The organism is Kitasatospora sp. NPDC052868 (genome assembly GCF_044547105.1).
In the GTDB taxonomy this organism is placed as follows: domain Bacteria; phylum Actinomycetota; class Actinomycetes; order Streptomycetales; family Streptomycetaceae; genus Kitasatospora.
Genome location: NZ_JBITZW010000002.1, coordinates 428,581 through 452,932, shown reverse-complemented (window position 1 = coordinate 452,932; position 24,352 = coordinate 428,581). Strand labels below are relative to the sequence as shown.

The 24,352-nt window shown below is 74.2% G+C and carries 23 protein-coding genes; 12 read left to right on the top strand and 11 right to left on the bottom strand.

Annotated features, from left to right (window positions below; translation table 11 throughout):
• Window positions 1-54: 54 nt before the first annotated feature.
• Complete coding sequence (locus ACIGZJ_RS05660; RefSeq protein WP_396456081.1) at window positions 55-1,071, bottom strand: transglycosylase SLT domain-containing protein; 1,017 nt, start codon at window positions 1,069-1,071, stop codon at window positions 55-57.
• Between the two features lie 100 nt (window positions 1,072-1,171).
• Window positions 1,172-2,011 carry a helical backbone metal receptor gene (locus tag ACIGZJ_RS05655; protein ID WP_396456080.1) on the bottom strand — a complete coding sequence of 280 codons (840 nt, stop codon included), beginning with the start codon at window positions 2,009-2,011 and terminating at the stop codon, window positions 1,172-1,174.
• A gap of 164 nt (window positions 2,012-2,175) precedes the next feature.
• Between ACIGZJ_RS05655 and ACIGZJ_RS05650 the strand changes: the two genes are divergently transcribed.
• From ACIGZJ_RS05650 to ACIGZJ_RS05640, 3 genes are read left to right on the top strand one after another with little or no spacing between them, the layout of a single operon-like run.
• On the top strand, window positions 2,176-3,261 hold the full coding sequence (locus tag ACIGZJ_RS05650; RefSeq protein ID WP_396456079.1) for an ABC transporter substrate-binding protein: 1,086 nt from the start codon (window positions 2,176-2,178) through the stop codon (window positions 3,259-3,261).
• 3 nt (window positions 3,262-3,264) lie between these two features.
• Window positions 3,265-4,347 (top strand): FecCD family ABC transporter permease, encoded by a 1,083-nt coding sequence (locus tag ACIGZJ_RS05645; RefSeq protein WP_396456078.1) that lies wholly within the window; start codon window positions 3,265-3,267, stop codon window positions 4,345-4,347.
• On the top strand, window positions 4,344-5,153 hold the full coding sequence (locus ACIGZJ_RS05640) for an ABC transporter ATP-binding protein (RefSeq protein WP_396456077.1): 810 nt from the start codon (window positions 4,344-4,346) through the stop codon (window positions 5,151-5,153). Before ACIGZJ_RS05645 ends, ACIGZJ_RS05640 begins: the two co-directional genes overlap by 4 nt.
• Here the strand turns inward: ACIGZJ_RS05640 and ACIGZJ_RS05635 are convergent.
• From ACIGZJ_RS05635 to ACIGZJ_RS05625, 3 genes are all read right to left on the bottom strand, one after another.
• Window positions 5,138-6,145, bottom strand: a complete 1,008-nt coding sequence (locus ACIGZJ_RS05635; protein ID WP_396456076.1) for an L-tyrosine/L-tryptophan isonitrile synthase family protein — start codon at window positions 6,143-6,145, stop codon at window positions 5,138-5,140. The two genes, ACIGZJ_RS05640 and ACIGZJ_RS05635, sit on opposite strands and share 16 nt — an antisense overlap.
• Before the next feature lie 105 nt (window positions 6,146-6,250).
• Complete coding sequence (locus ACIGZJ_RS05630; protein WP_396456075.1) at window positions 6,251-7,585, bottom strand: cytochrome P450; 1,335 nt, start codon at window positions 7,583-7,585, stop codon at window positions 6,251-6,253.
• Window positions 7,586-7,687: 102 nt separating this feature from the next.
• A complete protein-coding gene (locus ACIGZJ_RS05625) occupies window positions 7,688-9,094 on the bottom strand; it encodes an MFS transporter (protein WP_396456074.1) in 1,407 nt (468 codons plus the stop codon).
• 295 nt (window positions 9,095-9,389) lie between these two features.
• Between ACIGZJ_RS05625 and ACIGZJ_RS05620 the strand changes: the two genes are divergently transcribed.
• A complete protein-coding gene (locus ACIGZJ_RS05620) occupies window positions 9,390-10,049 on the top strand; it encodes an NADPH-dependent F420 reductase (RefSeq protein ID WP_396456073.1) in 660 nt (219 codons plus the stop codon).
• 99 nt (window positions 10,050-10,148) lie between these two features.
• On the opposite strand, the gene ACIGZJ_RS05615 is transcribed toward ACIGZJ_RS05620, so the two are convergent.
• Window positions 10,149-10,739, bottom strand: a complete 591-nt coding sequence (locus tag ACIGZJ_RS05615) for a sigma-70 family RNA polymerase sigma factor (protein WP_392931923.1) — start codon at window positions 10,737-10,739, stop codon at window positions 10,149-10,151.
• A 55-nt stretch (window positions 10,740-10,794) separates the two neighbouring features.
• Here ACIGZJ_RS05615 and ACIGZJ_RS05610 point away from each other — a divergent pair, with 55 nt between their 5' ends.
• Window positions 10,795-11,112: a zf-HC2 domain-containing protein gene (locus ACIGZJ_RS05610; RefSeq protein WP_396456072.1), complete on the top strand. Its 318-nt coding sequence runs from the start codon at window positions 10,795-10,797 to the stop codon at window positions 11,110-11,112.
• Window positions 11,113-11,361: 249 nt separating this feature from the next.
• Here the strand turns inward: ACIGZJ_RS05610 and ACIGZJ_RS05605 are convergent, their stop codons facing one another.
• On the bottom strand, window positions 11,362-12,258 hold the full coding sequence (locus ACIGZJ_RS05605) for a hypothetical protein (RefSeq protein ID WP_396456071.1): 897 nt from the start codon (window positions 12,256-12,258) through the stop codon (window positions 11,362-11,364).
• Window positions 12,259-12,605: 347 nt separating this feature from the next.
• Between ACIGZJ_RS05605 and ACIGZJ_RS05600 the strand changes: the two genes are divergently transcribed.
• Together ACIGZJ_RS05600 and ACIGZJ_RS05595 are read left to right on the top strand one after the other, a co-directional pair.
• Window positions 12,606-13,919: an ATP-binding protein gene (locus ACIGZJ_RS05600; protein WP_396456070.1), complete on the top strand. Its 1,314-nt coding sequence runs from the start codon at window positions 12,606-12,608 to the stop codon at window positions 13,917-13,919.
• Between the two features lie 208 nt (window positions 13,920-14,127).
• The gene (locus tag ACIGZJ_RS05595; protein WP_396456069.1) at window positions 14,128-15,399 is read left to right on the top strand and encodes a cytochrome P450; all 1,272 of its coding nucleotides are present in this window, start codon (window positions 14,128-14,130) and stop codon (window positions 15,397-15,399) included.
• 102 nt (window positions 15,400-15,501) lie between these two features.
• Here the strand turns inward: ACIGZJ_RS05595 and ACIGZJ_RS05590 are convergent, their stop codons facing one another.
• Complete coding sequence (locus ACIGZJ_RS05590) at window positions 15,502-15,960, bottom strand: Lrp/AsnC family transcriptional regulator (protein ID WP_392931914.1); 459 nt, start codon at window positions 15,958-15,960, stop codon at window positions 15,502-15,504.
• Between the two features lie 119 nt (window positions 15,961-16,079).
• On the opposite strand from ACIGZJ_RS05590, the gene ACIGZJ_RS05585 reads away from it, so the two are divergent.
• The 3 genes from ACIGZJ_RS05585 to ACIGZJ_RS05575 all read left to right on the top strand — a co-directional run bounded on the left by ACIGZJ_RS05585 (window position 16,080) and on the right by ACIGZJ_RS05575 (window position 18,908).
• Window positions 16,080-16,709, top strand: a complete 630-nt coding sequence (locus ACIGZJ_RS05585) for a LysE family translocator (RefSeq protein WP_396456068.1) — start codon at window positions 16,080-16,082, stop codon at window positions 16,707-16,709.
• Between the two features lie 21 nt (window positions 16,710-16,730).
• Window positions 16,731-18,191 (top strand): CoA transferase, encoded by a 1,461-nt coding sequence (locus ACIGZJ_RS05580; protein WP_396456067.1) that lies wholly within the window; start codon window positions 16,731-16,733, stop codon window positions 18,189-18,191.
• Between the two features lie 66 nt (window positions 18,192-18,257).
• The gene (locus tag ACIGZJ_RS05575) at window positions 18,258-18,908 is read left to right on the top strand and encodes a DUF6461 domain-containing protein (protein ID WP_396456066.1); all 651 of its coding nucleotides are present in this window, start codon (window positions 18,258-18,260) and stop codon (window positions 18,906-18,908) included.
• 50 nt (window positions 18,909-18,958) lie between these two features.
• Here the strand turns inward: ACIGZJ_RS05575 and ACIGZJ_RS05570 are convergent, their stop codons facing one another.
• Window positions 18,959-19,558 (bottom strand): HdeD family acid-resistance protein, encoded by a 600-nt coding sequence (locus tag ACIGZJ_RS05570; RefSeq protein WP_396456065.1) that lies wholly within the window; start codon window positions 19,556-19,558, stop codon window positions 18,959-18,961.
• A 188-nt stretch (window positions 19,559-19,746) separates the two neighbouring features.
• Between ACIGZJ_RS05570 and ACIGZJ_RS05565 the strand changes: the two genes are divergently transcribed.
• Window positions 19,747-21,561: an NAD-binding protein gene (locus ACIGZJ_RS05565; RefSeq protein WP_396456064.1), complete on the top strand. Its 1,815-nt coding sequence runs from the start codon at window positions 19,747-19,749 to the stop codon at window positions 21,559-21,561.
• 121 nt (window positions 21,562-21,682) lie between these two features.
• On the opposite strand, the gene ACIGZJ_RS05560 is transcribed toward ACIGZJ_RS05565, so the two are convergent.
• Entirely contained in the window at window positions 21,683-22,462 is a 780-nt protein-coding gene (locus tag ACIGZJ_RS05560; protein WP_396456063.1) for an enoyl-CoA hydratase, read from the bottom strand.
• A gap of 207 nt (window positions 22,463-22,669) precedes the next feature.
• On the bottom strand, window positions 22,670-23,761 hold the full coding sequence (locus ACIGZJ_RS05555; RefSeq protein WP_396456062.1) for an enoyl-CoA hydratase/isomerase family protein: 1,092 nt from the start codon (window positions 23,759-23,761) through the stop codon (window positions 22,670-22,672).
• A 144-nt stretch (window positions 23,762-23,905) separates the two neighbouring features.
• Here ACIGZJ_RS05555 and ACIGZJ_RS05550 point away from each other — a divergent pair, with 144 nt between their 5' ends.
• Entirely contained in the window at window positions 23,906-24,289 is a 384-nt protein-coding gene (locus ACIGZJ_RS05550) for a bleomycin resistance protein (protein ID WP_396456061.1), read from the top strand.
• The last annotated feature ends 63 nt before the right edge of the window (window positions 24,290-24,352 follow it).

The following is a 24,352-nucleotide window of genomic DNA, read 5'->3' as shown; positions in this document are numbered from 1 at the left end:
GCCCGGTGGATGCACTCGCATCCACCGGGCCCGCTGCCGTGTCCGGCCGACCGGTCAGCCGGTGGCCTTGGTCCAGGGGGCGCTCGACATCAGCGACTTGACGTTGGCCACGTAGGACGGGTTGGGGATCTCCGGGCTTCCGCTGACGGCGCCGGTGACCGGGTCCGTGACGGTGTTGTAGTGCACCTTGCCCGCGCCCGCGTTGTACGCGGCGATGACCAGGTCGAGCAGCGGCGTCTTGCCGGTGACCGGGTCGGGCGAGAGGTCGTACTTCCCGCCGAAGGAGGAGTCGCCGTAGTAGGCGACCAGCCAGTCGAGCAGCTGCGCGCCGAGCTGGACGTTGCCGGCCAGGGTGTTGGGGTCGGAGGTGGTGGCGAACTTGCCGTTCATCCAGCTCACCGTCGCGGGCATGATCTGCATCGTGCCGATGCCGCCGTCGCAGGCGAGGATGCCGGACTGCCAGCCGCTCTCCTGCCAGGCGATCGCTTTGACCAGGCTGACGGGCAGCGCCGGGAGCTTGTCGGTGCCGCCGTTGCTGAGGTTCAGCGTGCGGGGCTGGCCGGCGGCGGTCGTGAGCGCGGTGCCCACGGCCTCCTTCGGCTCGTTGGGCTGCGGGTAGCTGGGCTTGCAGCTGCTCTGCAGCGGCGGGACGTGCGGGGTCGGCGGCGCGGGTGGTGGCGGCGGCGCGACCGGTCCGGGCTTCTGGGTCGGCGCGGGCGGCGCCGCCGCAGCGGGTACGGGCGCGGGCGCGGGGGCGGGCGCCGCCGCGGGGGAGGACGCCTTCTGGGCCGGCTCGGCGGGCTTCGCGCTGGTCGACCTGGCAGCGCTCGGGGTCGCGGTGGGGCTCGGCTTTGCGGACTTGCCGGCCGTGGCACTCGGCGATCCGCTCGCACTCGGACTCGTGCTCGCCGTCGGCGACGGGGAGGCGGACGGCGTCGGGGAGGGCGTCGCGGACGGCGAGGCCTCCGGGCCGGTGGCGGCCGGTGTGGTCGGGCCTCCGCCCGCTGTGGCGTCGGCCGGCTTGCTGCCGCACCCGGTGAGCAGCGCCGTCGAGACGGCCAGCGCGGTCACCGCCACCAGTGTTCGTCGTGAGGCACGTCCGTGCATCGTGGTCCAACCCCCCGTTCGTCGCCGGACGGCCCGGCGAAAGGGGCATCGTACGACGGGTCGATCACCGCACCGGCGGGCGGGTGGCAGGCCCCGCCGGCGGTCGGGCCGCGGCGCCCCGGCGCAGCTGCGCCGCCAGTACCTCCGGCGCCTCGGCCAGCGACGGGCCGTACCAGGTGAGGTGGCGCCCGCTGACCAGAGCGGCCGGGATCCCGGGGAAGGCCTCCGGCCCGTCCTTTGCCGTGAACCGGTACGGCTCGTCCGGGAGGACCACCAACTCCGGTCCCTGCGCGATCAGTTCGGAGAGTGCGATGGCGGGGTAGCGTTCCGGGTGGCCGGCGTGCAGGAGCGGGACCCCCAGGCGGTGGAGGAGGTCCCCGGCGAAGGTGTCGCCGCCCAGGACCATCCAGGGGCGGCGCCAGATCGGGACGACGGCGCGCAGCGGCAGGGGCAGCGGGCGGGCGTCGCGCCAGGCGGCCTCGGCCGCGTCGAGCCAGGCCGGGCGGGGCAGGCCGCAGGCCGCGGTGAGGAGGCGGTGCAGGGAGTGGAACGCCTGGTCGAGGGTCCGGATGTCGGTGACCCAGACGGCGAGACCGGCGGCGCGCAGCGCGTCCAGGTCGGGGAGGCGGTTCTCCTCGGCGTTGGCGATCACCAGGTCGGGGGCGAGGGCCGCGATCCGGGGGACATCGGGGTTCTTGGTGCCGCCGACGCGGGTGACGGCGAGGTCGGCCGGGTGGCTGCACCAGTCGGTCGCACCGACCAGCAGGCCCGGCGCGGTGGCGGCGACCGCCTCGGTCAGCGACGGCACCAGCGAGACCACCCGCCGGACGGGGGCCGGACCGAGCGGGACGGAACGCCCCAGGTCGTCCTGGGGAGGCACGGCACGCGCGGGGGGGAGGGCCATGCCCGCAAGCCTACGGCGTGTCCGCAACGTCCCCGAGGGGCGCGTGAGTCGCCGGATGCGCCCGATGCCGAAACTCCCGGGAACCCTTCGGTGATGACGGCCGACTATCTGATCCGGGTCCGTAGTGGTGGGCCCCAGCACAACCATTGACCAGGAGATCTTTCATGCGCCCTCGCGTGTTCCACGGTATCGCGGCCGCCGTCGCCCTGTTCGCCACGGCTTGTGGGAGCGACGGTGGGGGGAGTGGCGCCGGGGGGAGCGCCGACGCCGGACCGGCCGCCGCGGCCGGGGCGTACCCGGTGAAGGTGGCGGACTGCGCGGGCAAGGAGACCAGTATCACCGCGGCCCCCCGCAGGATCGTCACCAGCAACGCGGCCGGCCTGGAGATGCTGCTCCAACTCGGCGCGGGGGAGCGCGTGATCGGTACCGGGTTCCCGCCCGGCAAGGGCTCGCTGTCGGCGGCGGTGGCCGAACAGGGCGCCAAGGTACCGGTCCTGGGCCAGATGGGCATCGCGAAGGAGAAGCTGCTCGGCTCCGGCGCCGACCTCTACGTCGACGCCTTCGGGGCGATGACGATGGGCGGCATGGGGGACGCACCGAGCGAGCAGGAGTTCACGGCGGCCGGCATCAAGCACGTGTTCCTGCTCTCCACCGCCTGCGCCGGCACGCCGAAGGCCGTCAAGGGGCCGCGCACCGACCTCGCCGAGGTGGAGAACGACATCCGCCGGCTCGGCGCGGTGACCGGTACGGCCGCGAAGGCCGACGAGCTGGTCGCCGGGATGGAGAAGCAGATCGGCGAGGTGCGCTCCGCGACCGCCGCCGTCCCCGCCGACCAGCGGCCCGGCTACCTGTTCTTCGACTACGACGCCGGCACCAAGCAGCCGATCGCCGTCTGCGGCCGACAGGTCGCCAACGCGGTGATCACCCTGGCCGGTGCGCGCAACGTGTTCGCCGACTGCGACGCCGACTTCAAGCCGGTCTCCTGGGAGGACGTGGTCGCCAGGAACCCGGACTGGATCCAGCTCGGGGTGCGCAACCGGGGCAGCGAGGAGGAGAACCGCAAGGCCTTCGAGGAGGCCGAGAACTTCCTGAAGGGCTTCCCCGCGACCCAGGGGCTCAAGGCCGTCCAGGACGGGCACTTCCTGCGGATCGGCTCCGAGGTGACCACCATCGCGGGGGTGCGCAACGCCGACACCGTTCGGACGATCGCCGCCACCATCCACCCGACGCTCGTCAAGAACGCGCAGTAGCCGGTGACTTCGGCCACCGCAACCGTCGACAGGGCCCGCCGGGTACGCACCCTGCGGGCCGGGCCGCTGGCCGCCGGGCTCGCCGTCGCCCTGCTCCTCGCGCTGACCGCCGCCGTCTCCCTCGGCTCGGTCGACATCCCGCCCGGCGAGGTCTGGTCGGTGGTCGCCCGCCGGCTCACCGGCCGGGTCCCCGCGCCCGGCACCCGGGACCTCATCATCTGGCAACTGCGCTTCCCCCGTGCCCTGTTGGCGGCCACGGTCGGTGCCGGGCTCGGCCTGGTCGGCACCGCCGTGCAGGCCCTGGTGCGGAACCCGCTCGCCGACCCCTACCTGCTGGGCATCTCCTCCGGCGCCTCGCTCGGAGCCGTCGCGATGATCGTCCTCGGTGCCGGGCTCGGCCTGGAGCTGAGCTTCGGCAGCGCGATCGGACTGACCGTCTCGCTGGCCGCCTTCCTCGGCGCGCTCGGGGCGTTCTCCCTGGTCTGGGTGCTCGCCCGGCGCGGCGGCGGCTTCTCCCCGCTGCGCCTGGTACTGGCCGGCATCGGCATCGGGCAGTTCCTCACCGGCTTCACCAGCTACCTGGTCCTGCAGACCAGCGACGAACAGCAGACCAGGGGCGTACTGTTCTGGCTGATGGGCAGCCTCGGCGGCGCCGTCTGGAGCCAACTCGTCGTCCCCGCCCTCGCGGTGGCCCTCGGACTGGCCCTCCTCCAGGCCCGCGCCCGGGGGCTCAACGCCGTGCTGATGGGCGACGAGACGGCGGCCGGGCTCGGCGTCGACGTCACCCGGCTGCGCCGCGAGGTATTCGTCGTCACCAGCGTGCTGACCGGCGTCCTGGTCGCCGTCTCCGGGGCCATCGGCTTCGTCGGGCTGATGGTGCCGCACGTCTGCCGACTGCTGGTCGGCGGCGACCACCGGCGGCTGCTGCCGCTGTCCGCCCTCACCGGGGCCGTCCTGCTGGTGGTGGTCGACACCATCGCCCGCACCGCCCTGGACACCCAGGAGCTGCCGATCGGCGTCGTCACCGCCCTGCTCGGCGCACCCACCCTGCTCTACCTGCTGGACCGACGTCTGGAGCGGAATTGAGGATCGCGGTCGAGGATCTGAGCGTCACCCTGTCCGGTCGGACGGTGGTGGCGGGCGTCCATCTGGTCGCCAAGGAGGGGGAGATCGCCGGACTCGTCGGTCCGAACGGCAGCGGCAAGTCCAGCCTGCTGCGCACCGTCTACCGGCACCTGAAGCCGAGCGCCGGACGGGTGCTGCTGGCCGGCCGCGAGCTCGCCGAGCTCACCCCGGCCGAGTCCGCCCGGCACATCGCGGCCCTGCCGCAGGAGCGCGGCGGGGACTTCGAGTTGACCGTCCTCGAGGTGGTGGCGATGGGCCGCACCCCGTACAAGCGGGCGTTCGCCGCGGACGACGCCGAGGACCACCGGCTGGTCGCGGACGCGCTGCAGCGGGTCGGCATGGCGGACGCGGCCGGCCGCCGCTTCGCCCAGCTGTCCGGCGGCGAGCGCCAGCGCGTCCTGCTGGCCCGGGCGCTCGCCCAGCAGCCGGACGTCCTGGTGCTGGACGAGCCGACCAACCACCTGGACGTCCGCCACCAGGTCGAACTGCTCGCCCTGTTGCGGGAGCAGCGCCGCACCACGCTGGTCGCGCTGCACGACCTCAACGCGGCGGCCTCGGTCTGCGACCGGCTGCACGTACTGCACCGCGGCACCCTGGTGGCATCCGGGGTGCCGCGGGACGTGCTGACGGCGGAGCTGCTCGCCGAGGTGTTCGGGGTGCGGGCGGCGGTGGTCGAACATCCGCTCACCGGTGATCCGTTGATCGCCTTCGACCACCGCACACCCGCGTCGTCCTCAGACCTGCTGAAGCGTCAGGAGGTCTCGTAGTGGCTGGGCCGGCCGTTGCGCTCGACCAGGCGCCCGACCTTCGCGGCGTCCGAGCTGCGCAGCAACTCCCATTCCCCGTCGGGGCGGTGGAGCACCGAGGAGTGCCAGGGGGTCATCCACGCGTCGGCGGCCTCCAGCAGCCGGATGCCGAACTTGAGGACGCCGACCTTCTGCGGGTGGATGGAGAGGCGGAACGACCGGGGGTGCTGCTCGGCGATCAGGTCGCCCCAGGCGCGGCTGCGCTGGATGACACCGTAGGCGCGCTGGCGGCAGTCGCGCTGCAGGGCGGACTTGGTGCCCTCGAAGCCGAAGGTGTCCTCGGTGAGGAAGCGGGTGATGCCGCGATAGAGCCGCAGGGTCTCCTCGTCGGTCATGACCTGCTCGCGCAGCTCCTCCTTGGTGGGTGCGTACTGGGCGTGCACCCGGGCCCGCTTCTCGTCGAACGGCAGGTCGCCGAGGACGGCCCGCAGGTCGAAGGTGGAGAGGTGGGTGAGGCCCTCGCGCTCGATCATCGCGGTGAGCTCGTCCGAGTACTGGTCGATGTGGTCGTCCGGGACGTGGATGAGGTCGCCGAAGATGTGCCCGTCGGAGCAGATGAGGATCTGCGCGCCGGGCTCGTAGAGCTTGCCGATCTCCTCGCACAGGCGGTTGAGGAAGGTCAGCGAGAGCCGCTCGCCCTCGTCGGGCAGGTGGCTGAGCACCTTGGCGAGGTTGGGCGACTTGCAGGGGAACCCGGGCAGGGTGAAGAGGATCGGGTCCCCGGCCGTGATGAAGTCGGCCAACTGCTCCAGCTGGAGCGGGAAGTCCGCCGGTGTGGCGTCGACCTCCGGGTCGGAGGCCCGTCGGTGCGGCAGCAGGAGGTCGAGGATGTCGGCGCAGAGCCGCTCCAGGGCCTGCGGGTCCTGGGCGACGGCGGCGGCAGCGGTCTGGGGCCCGGTGGGCTGGGATTCGGTGGGCTGGGATTCGGTGGTAACTGTGCCGGCGGGCGGCATGGCGGTCCTCCACGGAACGGTGAGCGGGCTTCAGGGCAGGCAGAGCCACGCCCTGGCACTGGTTGCCAGGACGCTGGGGGTGGTGCCGGGGAGTATCGGGGCCGGTCAGGCCCGCTTGTCGTAGGCGACCGGCAGTTGGTTGACCCCGCGGGCCAGGACGGCGGGCACCCAGGTGAGCGCGTCGAGCTCCTGGCCGTTCCCGTCGGCGGGGCGCAGCCCGGACAGCCGGGTGACCAGGGTGCCGATGGCGATCTGGAGTTCGGCCCGGGCCAGGGCGGCGCCGGGGCAGTAGTGGATGCCGTGGCCGAAGGCCAGGTGGGCGTTGGGGGAGCGGTCGAAGTCCAGGACGTCGGCGTCCGGGAACTGCTCCCCGTCACGGTTGGCGGCGCAGAGCGAGACGATCACCGAGTCGCCGGCCGGGATGGCCGTCCCGTGCAGATCGCTGTCCTCGGCGAAGAAGCGCCAGGTGGTGAGCTCGAACGCGGCGTCGTAGCGCAGCAGTTCCTCCACCGCGCGGGTGAGCAGGCCCGGGTCGTCGGCGAGGCCGTCGCGCAGCCGGGCGAGCTGCTCGGGGTGGCGCAGCAGGGTGATCACCATGGTGGTGATCTGGTTGGTGACGGGCTCCTGGCCGGCCACGAGCAGCTGGAACACCATGGAGTCGAGCTCCTCGGGGCTCAACTCGCCCGCGTCGCAGGCGGCGACGAGGCGACCGAGCAGGTCCACGTCGGGCCCGGCCGGGTCGTAGGTGGCGCGCTTGTGGGAGACCACGTCGGCGATGTAGGTCTGCAGTCCGCGCAGCCGGCCCTCGTAGGCCGGACGGCCCGGGTCCTGCGGGCCGACGGGCTGGACGACCTTGCCCCAGTCGCGGTCGAAGCGGACGGCCAACTCCTGGGGCAGGCCGATGGTCTCGGCCAGCACGCGGAAGGGGTAGTGGGCCGCGAAGCCGGCCACCAGGTCGGTGTCGCCGCTCTCCGGCAGCTCGTCGACGAGGTCGTCGGCGAGCTCCTGCAGCCGCGGGCGCAGGGCCTCCACCCGGCGGGGCGCGAAGGCGTCCAGGACGAGCTTGCGCATCGTGGTGTGCTTCGGCGGGTCCTGGTGCAGCAGGTGGACCTGGAGCTGGGAGTGCTGCGGCTCGGGCATGATCGAGGCGAGCTTGCGCCAACCCTCGTTGCCCAGTGAGTGGTTCTTGCCGAGGCGCGGGTCGTTGAGGGTCTCGTGGGCGGCCTTGTAGCCGGTCACCAGCCAGGCGGCTATCCCGCTGGGGAACTTGACCCGGTGGACCGGGCCGGCCTCGCGCATCCGCTGGTAGAGGGGATAGGGGTCGCTCTTGTACTCCGGGCCGTACAGCGGTACCGGGTCCGGGAGTCGGTCGTAGCCGAATGGGCAGCTGGAGGCTTCGGCCGGATCGCCGGCCGTCGGCTCGTGGACGGTGTCGGTCATGCGGGTGTTTCCTCCGGTCGGGTCTTCGGTGCCATGTGCTGTGGTGCGGTGTGCGGTGGTGCCAACTGCGGTGGTGCGGTGGTGCGGTGCGCCCCGGCCCGGTTACCGGGAACCGGAGGCGCCGGTCGTGCCGGTTTTGCGGGTCGTGCGGTGGTGCAGGGCTAGGAGGGCCACGGCCAGCACGGCGGCGGTCGTGGCGAGGACGAGCCCCGCCCGGTTGCCCGAGGCGCCGGTGCCGCCGAACACGGTGGCGGCGGTGGCGAGGGCGGGTCCGAGGGCGAAGCCGAGGCTGCGGGAGAGCTGGACGGCGGAGGCGGCCGTGGCCATCTGGGCCGGCGGGGAGGCCGTCATCACCAGGGCCTGCACCGGGCCGCCGTTGAGGCCCATGCCGGCCCCGGCGAGCGCGAGCCGCCAGGAGATGTCGATCGGTGCCCAGTCGCCGTCCAGCGGGATGAGCAGCAGCATCCCGAACGCGGTGACGGCGGCGCCGGTGAGCGCGGTCGGCCGGGTGCCCCAGCGGTCCGCGAGCCGTCCGCCGAAGCGGCCGGCGACCACCATGCCGAGCGGGAAGGCGAGCATGGTCAGTGCGGTGGTGGTGGCGCTGTCCCCGTCGTCCCGGCGCAGGTGCTGGGCGAGCAGGTAGTGGTTGGCGGCGAAGCCGGCCGCGAGGCAGAGCACCGAGGCGTTCACCCCGGCCGTCCCGGAGGCGCGCAGCACGCCCGCGACGGGTCGCCCGCCGGGCCGGCGCAGCCAGTAGGCGGTGAGCGGGGCGGCGGGCAGGGCGAGCAGCAGCCACAGGGGCGCGTCGGGGGCTAGGGTGAGCGCGAGCATCACGGAGGCCACCGCCGAGCCGATCAGGCCGGCGTCGACGAGCGAGTCCCGGTCGGGCAGCCGCAGCCGGCCGCCGAGCGGCGCGTGGCGCCGGGCGATCAGCAGGGCGGCCAGGCAGACCGGCAGCTTGACCAGGAAGATGGCCCGCCAGCCGGTGTGGTCGAGCAGCAGGCCGCCGATCACCGGTCCGGTGACGGCGCCGAGCGGTCCGAGGGTGGCGGGTACGCTCATCGCCCGTCCGCGCAGTTCGGGCCGGACGGACCGGGCGGCCAGGACCGGCATCAGCACGAACAGCACCGCGCCGAAGGCGCCCTGGGCGAGTCGTGCGGCGATCAGCCAGCTCGCCCACGGGGCGAGCGAGGCGAGCACGCTGCAGAAGGCGAAGCAGCTCACCGCCAGCAGCAGCGCGGACCGGGTGCCGACCTGGTCGAGCCACCGTCCGGCGGGCAGCAGCAGGGCGACCAAGGGGAGTTGGTAGCCGAGTACGGCCCACTGGGCGGTGGCGGCGGAGATGTGGAAGCTGTCCGCGATGTCGGGGAGCGCCAGGTTGACGACGTTCATGTCGAGCATCGCCACGAACGAGAGCAGCCCCGCCGCCACGACCAGGCTCCACCGGTCCTCAGGCTGTGCCTGATCACCGGTCAGTCCAGCGGTGGCCAGCGGCTGTTGCGCTGCCATGGATCTTCCTCCGTCCCCGTGCCGTGCCGGACACCGCCAGGGCGGCGGGGTCCGGTACAGCAGTCGGAGGCGCGGCGGCCCTGGTTCCGAACACTTGAAGGAATTTTTCCGGTTGGCCGGATTGCGCCGGTCCTGGCCGGTCCCGATCGCCCACGATCAAGGTGGGCGGGCCGGAATTCCGCGGTGCCGGGCAGGCCCTCGCCCGAATGTCCCCGCCGGGTCGGAAATAGCCCCGCCCCGCCCGGGGTTGCAGCCAGGCACGACGCACGGTTGCGGAAGGCCCGAGAGGATCATCATGAAGATCGGCATTATTGGTGCGGGGAACATCGGCGGCAACCTGACCCGGCGGCTCACCGCACTGGGGCACGAGGTGTCCGTGGCCAATTCGCGCGGCCCGCACACCCTGACCGCGCTCGCCGAGGAGACCGGCGCCACCCCGGTGACCGTGGCCGAGGCGGCCCGCGGCGCCCAGCTCGTGGTGGTGACGGTACCGCTGAAGAACGTGCCGGACCTGCCGCCGGGGCTGTTCGACGGCGCCGCCGAGAACGTCACCGTGATCGACACCGGGAACTACTACCCGCAGCAGCGGGACGGCCGGATCGCGGACATCGAGGAGGGGCTGACCGAGAGCCGCTGGACGGAGCGGCAGATCGGCCACCCGGTGGTCAAGGCCTTCAACGGCACCTATGCGGAGGACATCCTCGACCGGCCCCGCGCCCAGGGGGACGCGGAGCGCATCGCGCTGCCGGTGGCCGGCGACGACGAGGCGGCCAAGCAGGTCGTGCGCGACCTGATCGACGAGCTGGGCTTCGACACCGTGGACGCGGGCGGCATCGACGAGTCCTGGCGCCAGCAGCCCGACACCCCCGTCTACGGCCTGCGCGCGGGCGTGGACGAGGTGACCAAGGCCCTGGCCTCGGCCAGCCCCGAGCGGCCCGAGGCGTTCCGCGGCTAGGCCCTGACGCCGGGCGCGGGCGGCCGGTTGGAACGGGTGGCGGTGCCATGGCACCGCCACCCGTTCAGCCGTCGACAGCCCGGCGTCGGCCGCCCGACGTCAGCAGGCCGCCGCGAGCTCGGCGGACGCCGAAGCGGCGGGCGCCTCGCCGTTCTCCGCGGCCCGCAGCCGGGCTATCAGCTCCTCGCGGGCGCGGGCGACCCGGGAGCGGACGGTGCCGACCGGGCAGCCGGCCACCTCGGCGGCCTCGGCGTAGCTCAGCCCCACCACCTGGGTGAGGACGAAGGCCTCCCGGCGCTGGGCCGGGACGCGGTCGAGCAGGTCGCCGAGGGCGATGCCGTCCTCGAAGCCGGCGGCCGGCGGGGTGCTCTGCCGCTCGGCCGCCTCCTGCCAGTCCGGCAGCGCAGCACAGCGCGGCCGGGCGGCGGCGCTGCGGTAGCGGTCGATCACCGTCCGGCGCGCGATGGACAGCAGCCACGTCCGCGCGGAGGAGCGGCCCGCGAAGCCCGGCAGGCTGCGCAGGGCCCGCAGAAAGGTCTCCTGGGCCAGGTCGTCCGCCGACTGCACGTCGGTGAGGTGCGCGACGAACCGCCACACGTCCCGCTGGGTCTCGCGGACGAAGGCCTCGACATCCGCCGCCCGGCCCTCGCGCGCGGCCAGGGCCAGCGCGGTCAGCTGATCGTCATCCACGACGGCCTCCCACCCGGGCGGTCCGGGACGGGTGCGGGTGCGGGACGATGACCGTATGAGATGCGCCCGATTCCGCTCCGCCCTGTCCAGCCGCCTCGACGGTGAACCGGCAGGCCTGCCGGACCGTCGGCTGGACAAGCACGTGGAGCGGTGCCCGGTCTGCCGCGAGTGGTTGGAGCGGGCGGAGCGGCTGCGCGGACTGCGTCCGGCGGACGGCCCCTCGGCGGACTGGTCGGCGGGCCTCCTCGCCCGGCTGGCCGAGGAGCGGCGCACCGGGGAGGACGACCGGGAGGGCGAGGTGGCGGGAGGCGCTGCGGGCGGCCCCGGCGGGGCGCCCGGTGATCGGCCGGGTGCCGGCCGTCCGGAGCGGTAGGACGGTGGCGGCGGGCGAGGCCGGTGCGCCGTCGTGGTCAGGCATGAGTGGTCCCGGGGGAGTGCTGGGCGCGGTGCAGTCTGCGGACGGCACCGTCGGCATCGGACGGGGCTTCGGCGGGCCGGCGCCGCACTCGGCGGCGGGCACGCGGGCCCTGGCCCTGGCGGCGCGACCGGTTCGAGCCGGTGCGGCGCAGGGCGACCTGCCCGCCACAGCGGTGACCGTGGGCGGTGACCGGAAGCGGGCGCGTCAGCAGGCGGGGACGAGGGAGGGCGGGCCGCGCCGGACGAGGGCGTGCGAGAGCAGCACCAGCCGGGGCGGCCGGGCGCGCCGGGCGACCGGTCTGGGCGCGGCCGGGGGTCGGTAGCCGCGGGGCGCGGCCAGGACGAGGATCGGGAGCAGGGCGCCGGCCAGCGCGGCCAGCAGGTCGAACAGCCGGACCAACGCCGCCTCGCCGCGCCAGAGCAGCAGCGCACAGGCGAGGGCGGCGAGCACGTGGGCGGCGAGCATCCCGGCCGACATGCCGTGCGCCGACATGCCGTGCGCGGACATGTCGTGCGCGGACATACCGTGCGCCGACATGCCGTGCGGGGGCGTCCCCGCGGAGGAGCCCATCCCGGTCATCCCGGTCATCCCAGGCATGTCCGACATGCCTGCCATCCCCGACATCCCGGAGGCCTCCGAGGAGCCCGGCAGCACCGCGCCCAGGGAGGAGGCCGAATGGTGCATCCCCGCCATGGCGCGGATGCCGCTCACCGGAGGCGTGTCCGGGTCGAGCCCGGCCATCCGGGCCAGCTCGGTGGGGGAGATGTCGGCCGGCAGGCTCTGCGGGTTGCACAGCAGCAGGCCCGCCCAGTCCGTCCCGGCCAGTCGGCCGAGCCCTCCGCCGCCGGTGGCCGACGTGCCGGCCTGTTGGAACACCAGGTGCAGCACGGTCTGCGCCGCGACCATCCAGAGGCTGATCAGACCGAGGCCGCGCTGCCTGCCCGCGAGCAGCCAGGAGAAGCCGAGGACCAGACCGAACGCCCCCGCCAGCACGGCGGGGGACACCCCGGCGCCGCCCATGGCGACGTGCGCCGTGGCGGCCAGCGCCACGCACAGCGCGGCGAAGACCGCGGCGCGCAGCGAGCGAATCCGGTCGGTCATCACGATGGCACTCATCGTCGCACTCGCCCGTGTCACCCCGTACCTCCCCCTCGGGTATTGGCCGGTTCCGCTCCCGTGAGAACATGCCCGGCCACCCGGTCGGGCCCGGTCCGCGGGCTGGTCGGGGCGCCGCGGGCGGGCCTGCCGGCCGCCCGGCGGGTGTCCGCCGGACGCCGTCGCGCCAGAGGCGGTTCGTACGGTTGCCGGCGGCGCCGTTGTCCGTTCCGGCGCGCGACCGCGGGCGGGGCCCGACCGTAGCGTTCGGGCACCGCGCGGCCGACGGCCGGCGGGCCGGTGTGCCGGCACGGGTCGGCACGGACCGGTGAGGACGGAGAGGCGGCAGAGTGGTGAACTGGCTGATTCACGACTATCGCGAGGACGACCTCGCGGCGGTGGTCCACCTGATCGACACCACGGCGGAGCTCGGCCAGGAGTCGGTGTTCTCGCTCGCCGAGTGCATCGGCGCGCTGACCTCCCGCCAGCCGGCCGTGGTCGCCGTCCACCAGGGCGCGCCGATCGGCGCCGCGCTGGCCTGTGTGGCGGGGGAGCGGGCCTGGGTGATGCGGATCGCCATCGCCCCGGCCTGGCGCGGCCGCGGACTGGCCAGTTCACTGCTGCGCGAGCTGGAGCGCCGCCTGGTCTCCAACCGGGTCCGCCGGATCGCCTACGTCCTGCCCGAGGAGGAGCTGCTCGGCGAGGGACTGCACAACGCCGGCTACACCCGCCGCCCGGCGGCCGCCTACTTCGAGAAGGACGAACCGCAGGCGGGCGCCGCGAGCGGGCTGCTGGAGGAGCTGGGCGGGCGACTGCTGCCCGGCGACCTGTGGGCGAAGGTGGCCGGCATGGAGGCGGAGAAGAACCTGATCGAGCGCCGGGTGGTGCTACCGCTCGCCGAACCGGAGCGGGCGGCCCGGCACGGGGTGCGCCCGCCTCGGGCGATCGCCCTGTTCGGGCCGCCCGGCACCGGCAAGACCACCTTCGCCCGGGCGATCGCCTCCCGGCTCGGCTGGCCGTTCGTGGAGCTGCTGCCGTCCCGGCTGGCGGACGAGGGAAACCTGGCGGCGGCGCTGCGCGACGCGTTCGCCCGGATCGGGCAGCTGGAGCGGGCGCTGGTCTTCATCGACGAGGTGGAGGAGATCGCCCCGGTCCGCACCGAGGGCGCGCACGGCGGCATGCACGGCGTCACCAACGAGCTGCTGAAGCTGATCCCCGGCTTCCGGGAGGGCGAGGAGCGGCTGCTGGTCTGCGCGACCAACTCGATCCGCTCGCTGGATCCGGCCTTTCTGCGCCCGGGCCGCTTCGACTACCTGATCCCGATCGGCACCCCGGACGCGGCCGCCCGGTCCGCGATCTGGTCCCGCTACGCGGCCGGGCGGGCGGACGTGGACCTCGGCGTGCTGGTCGGCGCGAGCGAGCTGTTCACCCCGGCGGACATCGAGCACGCGGCCCGGGTCGCGGCCCAGGCCGCCTTCGAACGGGACCTGACGGTGTCGGAGGGCGCGGACCAGGAGGACTGGGAGGGCCGGGATGACCGGCCGGGAGACCTGGACGGCGCGGGTACCGCCGACTACCTGGCGGCCATCGCGCAGGCCCGGCCGACCGTCACCCCGGCGATGATCGAGGAGTTCGGCGCGGACATCACCTCCCACGCCAGGGTCTGAAAACCAGCCATAGTCCGCCCATATGACGATAGTTGCGGTTTGACACGGTCCTGTCGATGCTCCCTAAATGTGCTCATCCAGGGTGCCCACACCGCGCGGGCACATGGCGCGACCACGGCGGGAGCGCCGAACAGGACACGCCGACAGGACAGCACGGCGGGAACGCCAGGACACCCGGCGGGAACGCCGACAGGACAGGAGACCCGGTATGGGCACACCCGGCACGGGCACGGTGACCGAGCCCGGCCCCCCCGCCGACCTGGCCGACCCCCTGTTCTGGCGGCAGCCCGCGCCCGCCCGCGCCGCCGCCTTCGCCGAACTGCGCCGCCGGCCCGGACCGGTCTACTTCGGCGACCCGACGGCCAAGGGCCCCGGCCGGGGCTTCCACGCACTGGTCCGGCACGCCGACGTGGTCGAGGCCAGCCGGACCCCCGCCGTCTTCCTCAGCGGACCAGGCGTCACCACCCCCGAGCCCGCGCGCTGGGTCCGGACGCTGTTCGGCGACTCGATGGTCAACCTCGACGACCCCCGGCACGCCCAGCTGCGCCGGATCGTCTCCAAGGCGTTCACCCCGCGCCTGCTCGCCCGGGCCGAGGACGACATCCGCCGGGTGGCCGGCCGCCTGGTCGACCAGGTGGTGGAGCAGCGGCCCACGGACTTCGTCACCGCCGTCGCCGCGGAGCTCCCCTTCCAGGTCATCTGCAACATGATGGGCATCCCCGAGGAGCCCCGCCGCGCCATCCTGGACCAGGTCAACCACGCCTCCGAGCACACCGGTGTCGCCCGCCCGCTGCGTAGCCGGATCCGGATCCCCGGGCGCGGGCTGCGCGCGCTGGCCCGGATGCAGGGCATGGTCGCCGAGCTCGGCCGCGAGCGCCGCCGCCGGCCCACCGACGACCTCGTCTCCGCCCTGGTCACCGCCGACGTCGACGGCCGCCGGCTGACCGGGCGGGAGCTCGGCGCCTTCTTCTCCCTGCTGCTGGTCGCCGGCGTCGAGACCACCCGCAACGCGCTCGCCCACGGCCTGCACCTGCTCACCACCCACCCCGAGCAGCGCGCCCTGCTGCTCGGCGACCTCGACCGCCACCTCGGCGGCGCGGTCGACGAGATCGTCCGGCACTCCACCCCGATCATCCAGTTCCGCCGCACCCTGGCCACCGACCACGAGCTCGGCGGCCCCGGCGGCACGCTGCTGCTGGCGGGCGAGAAGGTGGTGCTGTTCTTCGGCTCGGCCAACCGGGACGAGGCCGTGTTCACCGACCCGGACGCCTTCGACATCACCCGCAGCCCCAACCCCCACCTCGGCTTCGGCGGCGGCGGGCCGCACTACTGCCTGGGTGCGCACCTCGCCCGGCAGGAGATGAAGGTGCTCTACCGGGAGCTGTTCACCCGGCTGCCCGAGGTGCACTCGCTCGGCGAGCCGGAGCTGATCCCGTCCAACTTCGACCACCGGGTGCGGGCGCTGCGGTTCGGCTACTGACACCGCTACTGACGCCTCCGGCCACCCGCCGACCCGAGCGGCCGGATCCCGGATCCCGGATCCCTGACCCCGGACCCCGGACCCCTGACCGCGCCGGGGCCGTCAGCCGCCCGTCGGGATGCCGTGGTCGGCCTTCACCCGCTTCATCGTCAGGTGCGAGTTGACCTGGGCGATCCCCGGCAGCCCCGACAGCACGTCGGTGATGAACCGCTCGTACGCGGCGATGTCGGCCACCGCGATCCGCAGCAGGTAGTCCGGCTCGCCGAACAGCCGGTGCGCCTCCACCACCTCCGGCAGCCCGGCCACCCGGCGCTCGAACTCCGCCACCGTCTCCCGGTCCTCGTGCCGCATCGTGATCGTCACGAAGGGCTGGAAGCCGCGCCCCAGCGCGGCGCCGTCCAGCAGCGCCCGGTAGCCGCGGATCACCCCGTCCTGTTCGAGCTGCCGGACCCGGCGCAGACAGGGTGAGGGGGTGAGGGAGACCCTGGCGGCCAGCTCCGCGTTGGTCAGGCGGCCGTCCTGCTGGAGCTCGTGGAGGATTCTGCGGTCGATGCGGTCCATAGCGCAACATTCTGCCAAAACCGGGCGCGGGGCAGCCTGAAGTGGCCATCGGCTGCCAGTCCGGTCCGGCTACCTTCAGTAACCAGAACCCTCTGCGCGAACACGACAGGTCACCACCCATGGATACGCACGCCCTCCTCCTCTTCGTGGGGGTCGACCTGCTGCTGGTCTGCACCCCCGGTCCGGACTGGCTCTACATCGCCGCCCGCGGCCTCGGCCAGGGCCGGCGCTCCGCCCTCATCGCCGTCGGCGGCGTCTGCGCCGGCTACGCCGTGCACACCCTGCTCTCCAGCGCCGGCCTCGCCGCCGCGCTGCGCGCCGTCCCCGCGGCCCTACCCGCACTGCGGATCGTCGGCGCCCTCTACCTGCTGGTGCTGGCCGTGACGATGCTGCTCGCGCTGCGCCGCGGCGGCGCCGCCACCGCGCTGGCCGCGCCGCGTGCGCAGCCCACCGCCACCGTGCTGCGCCAGAGCATGCTCACCGCCCTGCTCAACCCCAAGGGCCTGCTGCTCTACCTCTCCCTGGTGCCGCAGTTCGTCGACCCCGCGGCCCGGCTGCCGGTCGGCGGCCAGGTGCTCGCCCTCGGCTCGCTCAACGTCCTGGCCTGCGCCGTCGTCTACGCACTGGTCGCGCACGCCAGCGGGCGGCTCGGCGGGCGGTTCGGCGGCACCCCGCAGGCGGCCCGCCGGATGACCGTGGTCTCGGCGGTGCTGCTGATGCTGGTGGCGGGGGTCACGGCGAGCGCCTGAGATCAGGAGCAGAATGCGCACATGACAGAGCGTTCGATGCCCTCGGTCGACCCGGCCGCCGCGGCCGACCAGCCCACCGCCCAGGCCTGGGCGGCCCTCGGCGGCCGGCCCGACCTGCTGGACCGGGTCTCCTTCCACGGCCCCGACGCCGTGCTGCCCTCCCGGCTGCCGGTGCGCCGCCTCGCCCGGGCGACGGTCGCCGCCTGCTCGCTGGCCGCCGCCGAACTGGCCGCACTGCGGGCGGGCGGCGCGGGGGCGGGGGGCGGTGCCGACCCGCAGCCGGGCGGCGAGCCGGGCGCGGTGGCGGAGGTCCGGGTGGACCAGGGAGCCGTGGCCACCGCCTTCGTGAGCGAGCGCCATCTGCAGATCGACGGCCGCACACCGGTCAGCTTCGCTCCGCTCTCCGGCTTCTGGCAGACCGCCGACGGCTGGGTCCGCACCCACGCCAACTACCCGCACCACCGGGTCCGGCTGCTCACCGCCCTCGGACTGCCCGCCGACACGGACGCCGAGCAGCTCGGCAGGACCCTGCGCGAGCACCCCGCCGAGTGGATCCAGGAACGCGCGTACGAGGCGGGGGCGCTGGCCGTCGCCGTCGCACCCCCGGCCCCCGGCGTCCGGCACCCGCTGGCGGAGTCCCGGGTGGTCGGCGAGGCACCGGCCCGCCCGCTCGCCGCCGCCGCCCTGCCCGCCGCCGGCGTCCGGGTCCTCGACCTCACCCGGGTGATCGCCGGGCCGGTCGCCACCCGCACCCTCGCCCTGCTCGGCGCGGACGTCCTGCGGGTCGACTCGCCCCGCCTGCCCGAGGCCGAGGACGCCCACGCCGACACCGGCTTCGGCAAGCGCTCCACCCGCCTCGACCTCACCGGACCCGCCGACCGGGCCGCCTTCGAGGACCTGCTGGCCACCGCCGACGTCGTCGTCACCGGCTACCGCCCCGGCGCCCTCGACGGCTTCGGCCTCGCCCCCGAAGCCCTGCTCGAACGCCGCCCCGACCTGGTCGTCGCCCAGCTCTGCGCCTGGGGCTGGACCGGTCCGTGGGCCGCCCGCCGGGGCTTCGACAGCCTGGTCCAGGCCGGTGTCGGCATCGCCGCCACCCTGGCCGGCGCCGACGGCCGCCCCGGCGTCCTGCCCGCCCAGGCCCTCGACCACGGCACCGGCTACCTGCTCGCCGCCGGGGTCCTGCGCGCCCTCACGGACCAGCGCACCGGGCGGCCCGGCGGCCGACACCTGAGGTTCTCGCTCGCCGGAACGGCGTCCTGGCTGACGGACGACATCGAACCCGCCGGACCGCCCGTCGGATCGCCGGGTGGTGAGCCGTCGAAGGACGAGCCGTACGACGCCGCGCTCCGGCTCGCCGAGACCGACTCCGCGTACGGCCGGCTGCGCTACGCCCTCCCGCCGGTCTCCTATCGGGGCGGCCCCGCGGACTGGTCCCGCCCGCCGGGTCGCTGGGGGACGGACCGGCCGCTCTGGAGCTGACCGGCCGACCGGCCGACCGGCCGACCGCCGGACCGGATGTCAGACCGGGGTGGCAGCATCTGCGGCATGACCGCACACGCGACCGACTACACCTGGATCGACGGCACGGAGTACGCCCCGATCACCGAGGCGTACTGCCTGACCATGGTGGAGGGGATATCCGCCGGGGAGCTGCTGCACCGCTTCCGGGCCGTCCCCGGCCGACCGGTCACCGGCGTCCTGGAGGTGCTGCGCGCCTGGGAGTCGTACGAGGACGGCGAGCTCGACGGGGACGAGGCGCTGCACGGGCGCGAGGACGAGGAGCTCATGGTCGTCGCCGTCACCGAAATTGACGGCTGGGCGGTGGCGGTCGAGGTGAACGGCTACCTCGGGATCACCTGGGAGCTGCTGCCGGGGCTCGCCGCGGGCACCCGGCTGGTCGCGCACCAGCGCAACGTCAACGCGGCGGACCACTTCCACTGGTGGGAGGGGGAGCGGAACCGGCTGAACTTCGAGCCGCTCTTCCCCACGCAGCGGGACGGCACCGACGCGCAGGCGCCGGAGCTGGTGGCGCTGCTGGCGCAGGCGGGGTTCGACCTCCGCGGGGAGGACGAGCGCGACATCGCGCTGACCACCGAGGCGGCGTTCGCCCTGGGGGAGGCGCTCACCGGTCTGCGGCTGACCCCGGAGCGGCTGCGGGAGGCGGAGTTCACGCTCGGCTACGCCCCCCGTCCGTAGACACCCCGTCCGTAGGCACCCCGCGGTCGGGGGTGCCCCCGGGCCTGCGGTCAGACACCCGCCGGGATCTGCTTCGCCCGGCTGCGGACCTGGAACGCCGTCACGATCTCGATCAGTCCGAGGATCAGCAGCCAGCACCCGGCCAGGACGGTCAACGCCTTGATCGAGCCGACCGGCCAGACCATCAGCAGCACGCCGGCCAGGGTGTTGGCCACACCGGCGAAGGCCTGCCAGCCACGGGCCGGCATGTCGGGGTCGGAGGCCGCGGCGGCGAGCTGGGTGATGCCCCGGAACAGCCAGCCGATACCGATCCAGATCGCCAGCAGCAGCAGCGACTGCACGGCGCTGCGGAAGCAGAGCAGCCCGAGCAGCACGCAGATCGTGCCGCTGATGAAGGCCAGCACCCGCAGTGCGGTGCTGGCGTGTGTGCCGAACGCCGCCACCAGCTGCATGATCCCGATGATCAGCAGGTAGAGGCCGAACAGCACGCCCACCACCGTGAGCGTCTGCTTCGGCCAGACGAACACGATGATCCCGAGGGCGAGTGAGGCGAGCCCGGCGGCCAGCAGCACCTGCCAGGCGGCCTTGGCGAGCATTCCGAGCGGCCCGGGGACCGGGGAACCGTTGGGGGTGATGATCGGGGAGACCACGGCGGCGTACTCCTGGCGACTCGTGACGGGCAGGGGGCGTTCCTCATGGTCGTCGCGGCCGGGCCGCCCCGCGCGCCGGGTACGGCCGTTCGGGGGACGCCCTCGGGGCCGGCGGCCGCCGAACTGATCGCCCCTCGGTCGCCGGAACGACACCTCCCGATTACCTCGCGTCGATACCATCCGGCAATATGACTTCTGAAGGGTGGGGGACCCCTCCGGTCGAGCCGATCAGCCAGCACTACATCGTGTGCGGCGGCAACGCGCTCGCCCACCGGCTGGTCGTCGAACTGGTCGAGCACTACGAAGTCCCGGTGGTGGTGCTCGTCCCGGACCGCACACGCGACCACGCCCCGCGGATCGAGCAGCTGCCCGGCGTCGCCGCCGTGGTCGAGTACAGCAGCGTCACCGAGGAGGCGCTGCGCGCCGTCCGGGTCGAGACCGCGCGCGGCCTCGCCCTGGTCGACGGCAGCGACCAGGAGAACATCCACACCGCGCTCAGCGCCCAGGGCCACAACCCGGACATCCGGATCGTGCTGCGGATGTTCAACCAGCGCCTCGGCGAGAACATCGAAGGGCTGCTGAAGAACGGCGCCGCGCTCTCCGGCTCCGCCACCGCCGCGCCCGCCCTCGCCGCCGCCGCGCTGTCCCGCCCCAACGCCGTCCAGGTCGGCGACCGCTTCCTGCACATCGCCTTCGACGACGACATCGACTCCGGCCGGATCTGCGTGGTCGCCGACCACATCGACCGCCAGGACCTCAGCCGGATCCGCCTGCTCCCGGACCAGGAGACCGACTCCGCCTCCTTCGTCCGGCTGGCCGGGGAGTTCGGCGACGGCGGCCCGATCCGCCCCGGCGGCGCCCGGCCCGACCCGGCGCCCGAACCCGACCCGGCGGAGACCGGCGGGGTGGCCGCCCTCCAGGCGCTGCCGAGCGAACCCGTCGTCCGGATCGCCTGGCTGCGCCGCGTGCGCTGGCGGCTGCTCGACACCCTGCGCTTCTTCACCAGCGCCCGGCTGCGACTGGTGCTGATCACCGCGCTCGCCGCCGTGCTCCTCGCCTTCGGCCTGCTCTGGTACCTCAACCGGGACTTCGGCTGGTCGCTCTACGTCTCCCTGCTGGACCTGGCCGGCGCGGCGCAGCCCGACCAGCCGGGCGGCGCGGCCGGCGCCACCGGGACGGGCGGCACCTGGCAGCGGGTCGCCCAGGTGGTGATCACCTTCTGCGGGATCACCTTCGCGCCCGTCGCCACCGCGATCATGGTCGAGGTGCTGGGCTCCGGTCGGCGCGGCCAGCCCCGGAACCCCGGTGCCGGCACCCGGGACCACGTCATCGTGGTCGGCCTCGGTAACGTCGGCACCCGGGTCGCCACCCAACTGCACGGCCTCGGCGTACCGGTGGTCGGCCTGGAGCGCGACCCCCAGGCGCGCGGCATCGCCGCCCTGCGGGCCCTCGGCATCCCGGTGGTGGTCGGCGACGGCCCGCTGGAGGACCAGCTGCGCAGGGCCCGGCTGAAGCACAGCCGGGCCCTGGTGGCGGTCAGCGGCGACGACGCCACCAACCTGGAGGCCGCGCTGGAGGCCCGTGCCGGAAAGCCCGAAGTGCGGGTGGTGGTACGGATCTTCGACGACAACTTCGCCGGCCACCTGTACGCCACGCTGGACAACGCGGCGTCCCGCTCGGTGTCCTACCTGGCCGCGCCCGCCTTCGCCGCCGCCCTGATGGGGCGTGAAGTCCTGGGCACGCTAGCGGTGTTCCGGCACGTCCTGCTGATCGCCGAACTGCGGGCCGAGGAGGGCGGCGGCCTGGTCGGCATGAACCGGCACGACATCGAGGACCCGGGCGGGGTGCGGGTGGTCGCCGTCCGGCTGGCCGCCAACCCCGCCGTCCACCTGTGGAGCTACGCCGACCGGACCAGGGGCCTGGCACCGGGCGACCGGATCGTGGTCGCCGCCACCCGCAGCGGGCTCGCCCGGCTGAACACCGCGATGGTCAGCGAGGACTGACGGCCGACCGGCTGGAACCGGCCGCCAGTCCGGGCGGTCGACCCAGGCCCCCGTCGGACCTCGGCGGGCCGCCAGTCCGCGGTCGCGAATCCGCCCGGCTGCCTGCCCAAGGGCGCCTCGATCAGCGGTGGTTGAAGGACGGCGGGCGCTTCTCGGCGAAGGCCGCCATGCCCTCCTTCTGGTCGCTGGTGGCGAACGTGGCGTGGAACAGCCGCCGTTCGAACCGGACACCCTCGGCGAGGGTGGTCTCGAAGGCCCGGTTGACGCTCTCCTTCATCATGATGGCGGCGGGGGCGGACATCCCCGCGACGGTCTCGGCGGTGGCCAGCGCCTCGGCCAGCAGCTGGTCCGCCGGGACGATCCGGGAGACCAGGCCGGCCCGCTCGGCCTCCTCGGCGCCCATCATCCGGCCGGTCAGGCACAGCTCCATCGCCTTGGCCTTGCCGATCGCCCGGGTCAGGCGCTGCGAGCCGCCGATGCCCGGGATGACACCGAGCTTGATCTCCGGCTGCCCGAACTTCGCGGTGTCGGCGGCGAGCAGGATGTCGCACAGCATGGCCAGCTCGCAGCCGCCGCCGAGCGCGAAGCCGGCCACCGCCGCGACCACCGGCTTGCGCAGCTCGCCGAGGCGGTCCCACGGGCCCAGCCAGTCGTCCAGGTAGACGGCGGGGAAGTTGTTCCCCTGCATCTCCTTGATGTCCGCCCCGGCCGCGAAGGCCTTCTCCGAGCCCGTGATCACCAGACAGCCGATCTCCGGATCCCGGTCGAACGCGGTGGCCGCCGCGACCACCTCGTTCATCAGCTGCGTGTTGAGCGCGTTCAGCGCCTTCGGGCGGTTCAGGGTGATCAGCCCGACCCGGCCCTTGCGCTCGACGAGGATGGTCTCGTAGGTCTCGGTCATCGCCATTGACTCCCATTCCGCTGCTCGGCGCCACACCGGGCGCCCTGACCCCCCAACGATCTCCGACACGGACCGCCTCGCGCCAGTCTTGCCATGCGAGACGGTCATCACGGGGACGCCACAGGCTCCGGGCGCGTGCTGCAGGCCGGTCCCTGCCGCCGGTCCAGGCCGCCGGTCCGGCCGCCCGGGGCCGGGCCCGATCCGGCGTCAGGCCAGGCCGAGCTCGTCGCCCTCGCGCGGGGCGAAGAAGCGCGCGACGTCCTCGGGCGTCACGGCGCCCAGGGTGGCGGGGGACCAGCGCGGGTTGCGGTCCTTGTCGACGACCTGGGCGCGGATGCCCTCCACCAGGTCGGGGGCGGCCAGGGCGGCGCACGAGATGCGGTACTCCTGGTCGAGGACCGCCTCCAGGGAGGCCAGGTCGCGGGCGCGGCGGAGGGCGGCGAGGGTCACCTTGACGGCGGTCGGCGAGTTGCCGAGGAGCTGGCCGGCAGCCTCCTTGGCCTCCTGGACGCCGCTGGCGAGCAGCCGTTCGACGATCTCCTCCACGGTGTCGGCGGAGTAGCAGGCGTCGATCCAGTCCCGCTGCCCGGCGAGGACCGCGGGCGGCGCGGGCCGGGCGTGGGCGGCCACGACCCGGGCGACCGCCGCCGCCACATCTGCTGCGCCTGCCGCGTCCGCCGCGTTCGCCGCCGCCGTCAGGTCGAGCGCGGCCAGGTCCGCCAGCAGGGCCTGGACGGCGGCCGAGGGGACGAAGTGGTCGGCGAAGCCGCAGAACAGCGCGTCGCCGGGACCCATCGACGCCGAGGTGAGCCCGAGGTGGGTGCCCGCCCCGCCCGGCGCGCGGGCGAGCAGAAGGCTCCCTCCGACATCCGGCACCAGGCCGATCCGGGTCTCCGGCATCGCCACCACGGAGCGCTCGGTGACGATCCGCACCGCGCCGTGCGCGGAGAGGCCGACACCGCCGCCCATGGTGATGCCGTCCATCACCGCGATGTACGGCTTCGGGTAGCGGCCGATCAGCGCGTTGAGCTCGTACTCGTCCCGGAAGAAGGCCCGCGACCCGGCTCCGCCCGCCTTGGCGTCGTCGTGGATGGCGCGGATGTCCGCACCCGCGCAGAGCCCGCGCTCGCCCTCACCGGTCAGCACCACCACGTGGACGGCCTCGTCCGCCGCCCAGCCGTCCAGCGCCGCGCGAACGGCGCCGATCATGCCGTGGGTCAGCGAGTTGAGCGCCCTCGGCCGATCGAGCACGATCCGCCCGACCCGGCCCTCCGTGAATACCCGCACCTCTGCGCTCATCGGGCCCGCTCCCGTCCCTCGTCCGCCCTGGAAAGATCCGCGTGACACGCTACTAGCCGCCCTCCTCCCGTGTCCCGCCACGGGATTCCACGATCGGGCCCGGCATGGGCACCGGTGTCGGAGCGGGGCGCTACGGTGTGCCGCATGGACGAGTACGCGGTGCCCATCCTGCCCAGCCGCGAGCTGGGTGAGACGCTCGAGTTCTACGCCCGCCTCGGCTTCGAGCAGCGGGGCGTGTCACCGGAGCAGTACGGCTACCTGATCATGGTCCGGGGGACGGTGGAACTGCACTTCTGGCACCACCCGGAGGTGGATCCGCTGGCCACGGCGGGCAGTTGCTACGTGCATGTCGCGGATGCGGACGCCCTCCACCGCGAGTGGGCCCGGATCGGTGTGCCGAGCGACCGGGCGACGGGCAGCCGGCTGCAGCCGCCGGTCGACACCGACTACCGGATGCGCGAGTTCGCCCTCGTCGACCGCAGCGGCAACCTGCTGCGGATCGGCAGCCCGCTCCCCTCCGCGACCTGATCACCGCGGCCTGCCGCTGTCGGGGCGGGATCGGACGGGCCGTCGAGCCCGTGCCGAAGGGCG

What these genes read in the sequence shown, in the direction of transcription:
- ACIGZJ_RS05635 (WP_396456076.1), bottom strand. Translation starts at nt 6,145, where the DNA reads ATGCCGCCCGCCGGCACAGTTACCACCGAATCCCAGCCCACCGAATCC.
- ACIGZJ_RS05575 (WP_396456066.1), top strand. Translation starts at nt 18,258, where the DNA reads ATGACCGCACACGCGACCGACTACACCTGGATCGACGGCACGGAGTAC.
- ACIGZJ_RS05610 (WP_396456072.1), top strand. Translation starts at nt 10,795, where the DNA reads ATGAGATGCGCCCGATTCCGCTCCGCCCTGTCCAGCCGCCTCGACGGT.
- ACIGZJ_RS05550 (WP_396456061.1), top strand. Translation starts at nt 23,906, where the DNA reads ATGGACGAGTACGCGGTGCCCATCCTGCCCAGCCGCGAGCTGGGTGAG.
- ACIGZJ_RS05595 (WP_396456069.1), top strand. Translation starts at nt 14,128, where the DNA reads ATGGGCACACCCGGCACGGGCACGGTGACCGAGCCCGGCCCCCCCGCC.
- ACIGZJ_RS05560 (WP_396456063.1), bottom strand. Translation starts at nt 22,462, where the DNA reads ATGACCGAGACCTACGAGACCATCCTCGTCGAGCGCAAGGGCCGGGTC.
- ACIGZJ_RS05590 (WP_392931914.1), bottom strand. Translation starts at nt 15,960, where the DNA reads ATGGACCGCATCGACCGCAGAATCCTCCACGAGCTCCAGCAGGACGGC.
- ACIGZJ_RS05650 (WP_396456079.1), top strand. Translation starts at nt 2,176, where the DNA reads ATGCGCCCTCGCGTGTTCCACGGTATCGCGGCCGCCGTCGCCCTGTTC.
- ACIGZJ_RS05605 (WP_396456071.1), bottom strand. Translation starts at nt 12,258, where the DNA reads ATGACCGACCGGATTCGCTCGCTGCGCGCCGCGGTCTTCGCCGCGCTG.
- ACIGZJ_RS05555 (WP_396456062.1), bottom strand. Translation starts at nt 23,761, where the DNA reads ATGAGCGCAGAGGTGCGGGTATTCACGGAGGGCCGGGTCGGGCGGATC.
- ACIGZJ_RS05625 (WP_396456074.1), bottom strand. Translation starts at nt 9,094, where the DNA reads ATGGCAGCGCAACAGCCGCTGGCCACCGCTGGACTGACCGGTGATCAG.
- ACIGZJ_RS05565 (WP_396456064.1), top strand. Translation starts at nt 19,747, where the DNA reads ATGACTTCTGAAGGGTGGGGGACCCCTCCGGTCGAGCCGATCAGCCAG.
- ACIGZJ_RS05585 (WP_396456068.1), top strand. Translation starts at nt 16,080, where the DNA reads ATGGATACGCACGCCCTCCTCCTCTTCGTGGGGGTCGACCTGCTGCTG.
- ACIGZJ_RS05580 (WP_396456067.1), top strand. Translation starts at nt 16,731, where the DNA reads ATGACAGAGCGTTCGATGCCCTCGGTCGACCCGGCCGCCGCGGCCGAC.
- ACIGZJ_RS05630 (WP_396456075.1), bottom strand. Translation starts at nt 7,585, where the DNA reads ATGACCGACACCGTCCACGAGCCGACGGCCGGCGATCCGGCCGAAGCC.
- ACIGZJ_RS05620 (WP_396456073.1), top strand. Translation starts at nt 9,390, where the DNA reads ATGAAGATCGGCATTATTGGTGCGGGGAACATCGGCGGCAACCTGACC.
- ACIGZJ_RS05655 (WP_396456080.1), bottom strand. Translation starts at nt 2,011, where the DNA reads ATGGCCCTCCCCCCCGCGCGTGCCGTGCCTCCCCAGGACGACCTGGGG.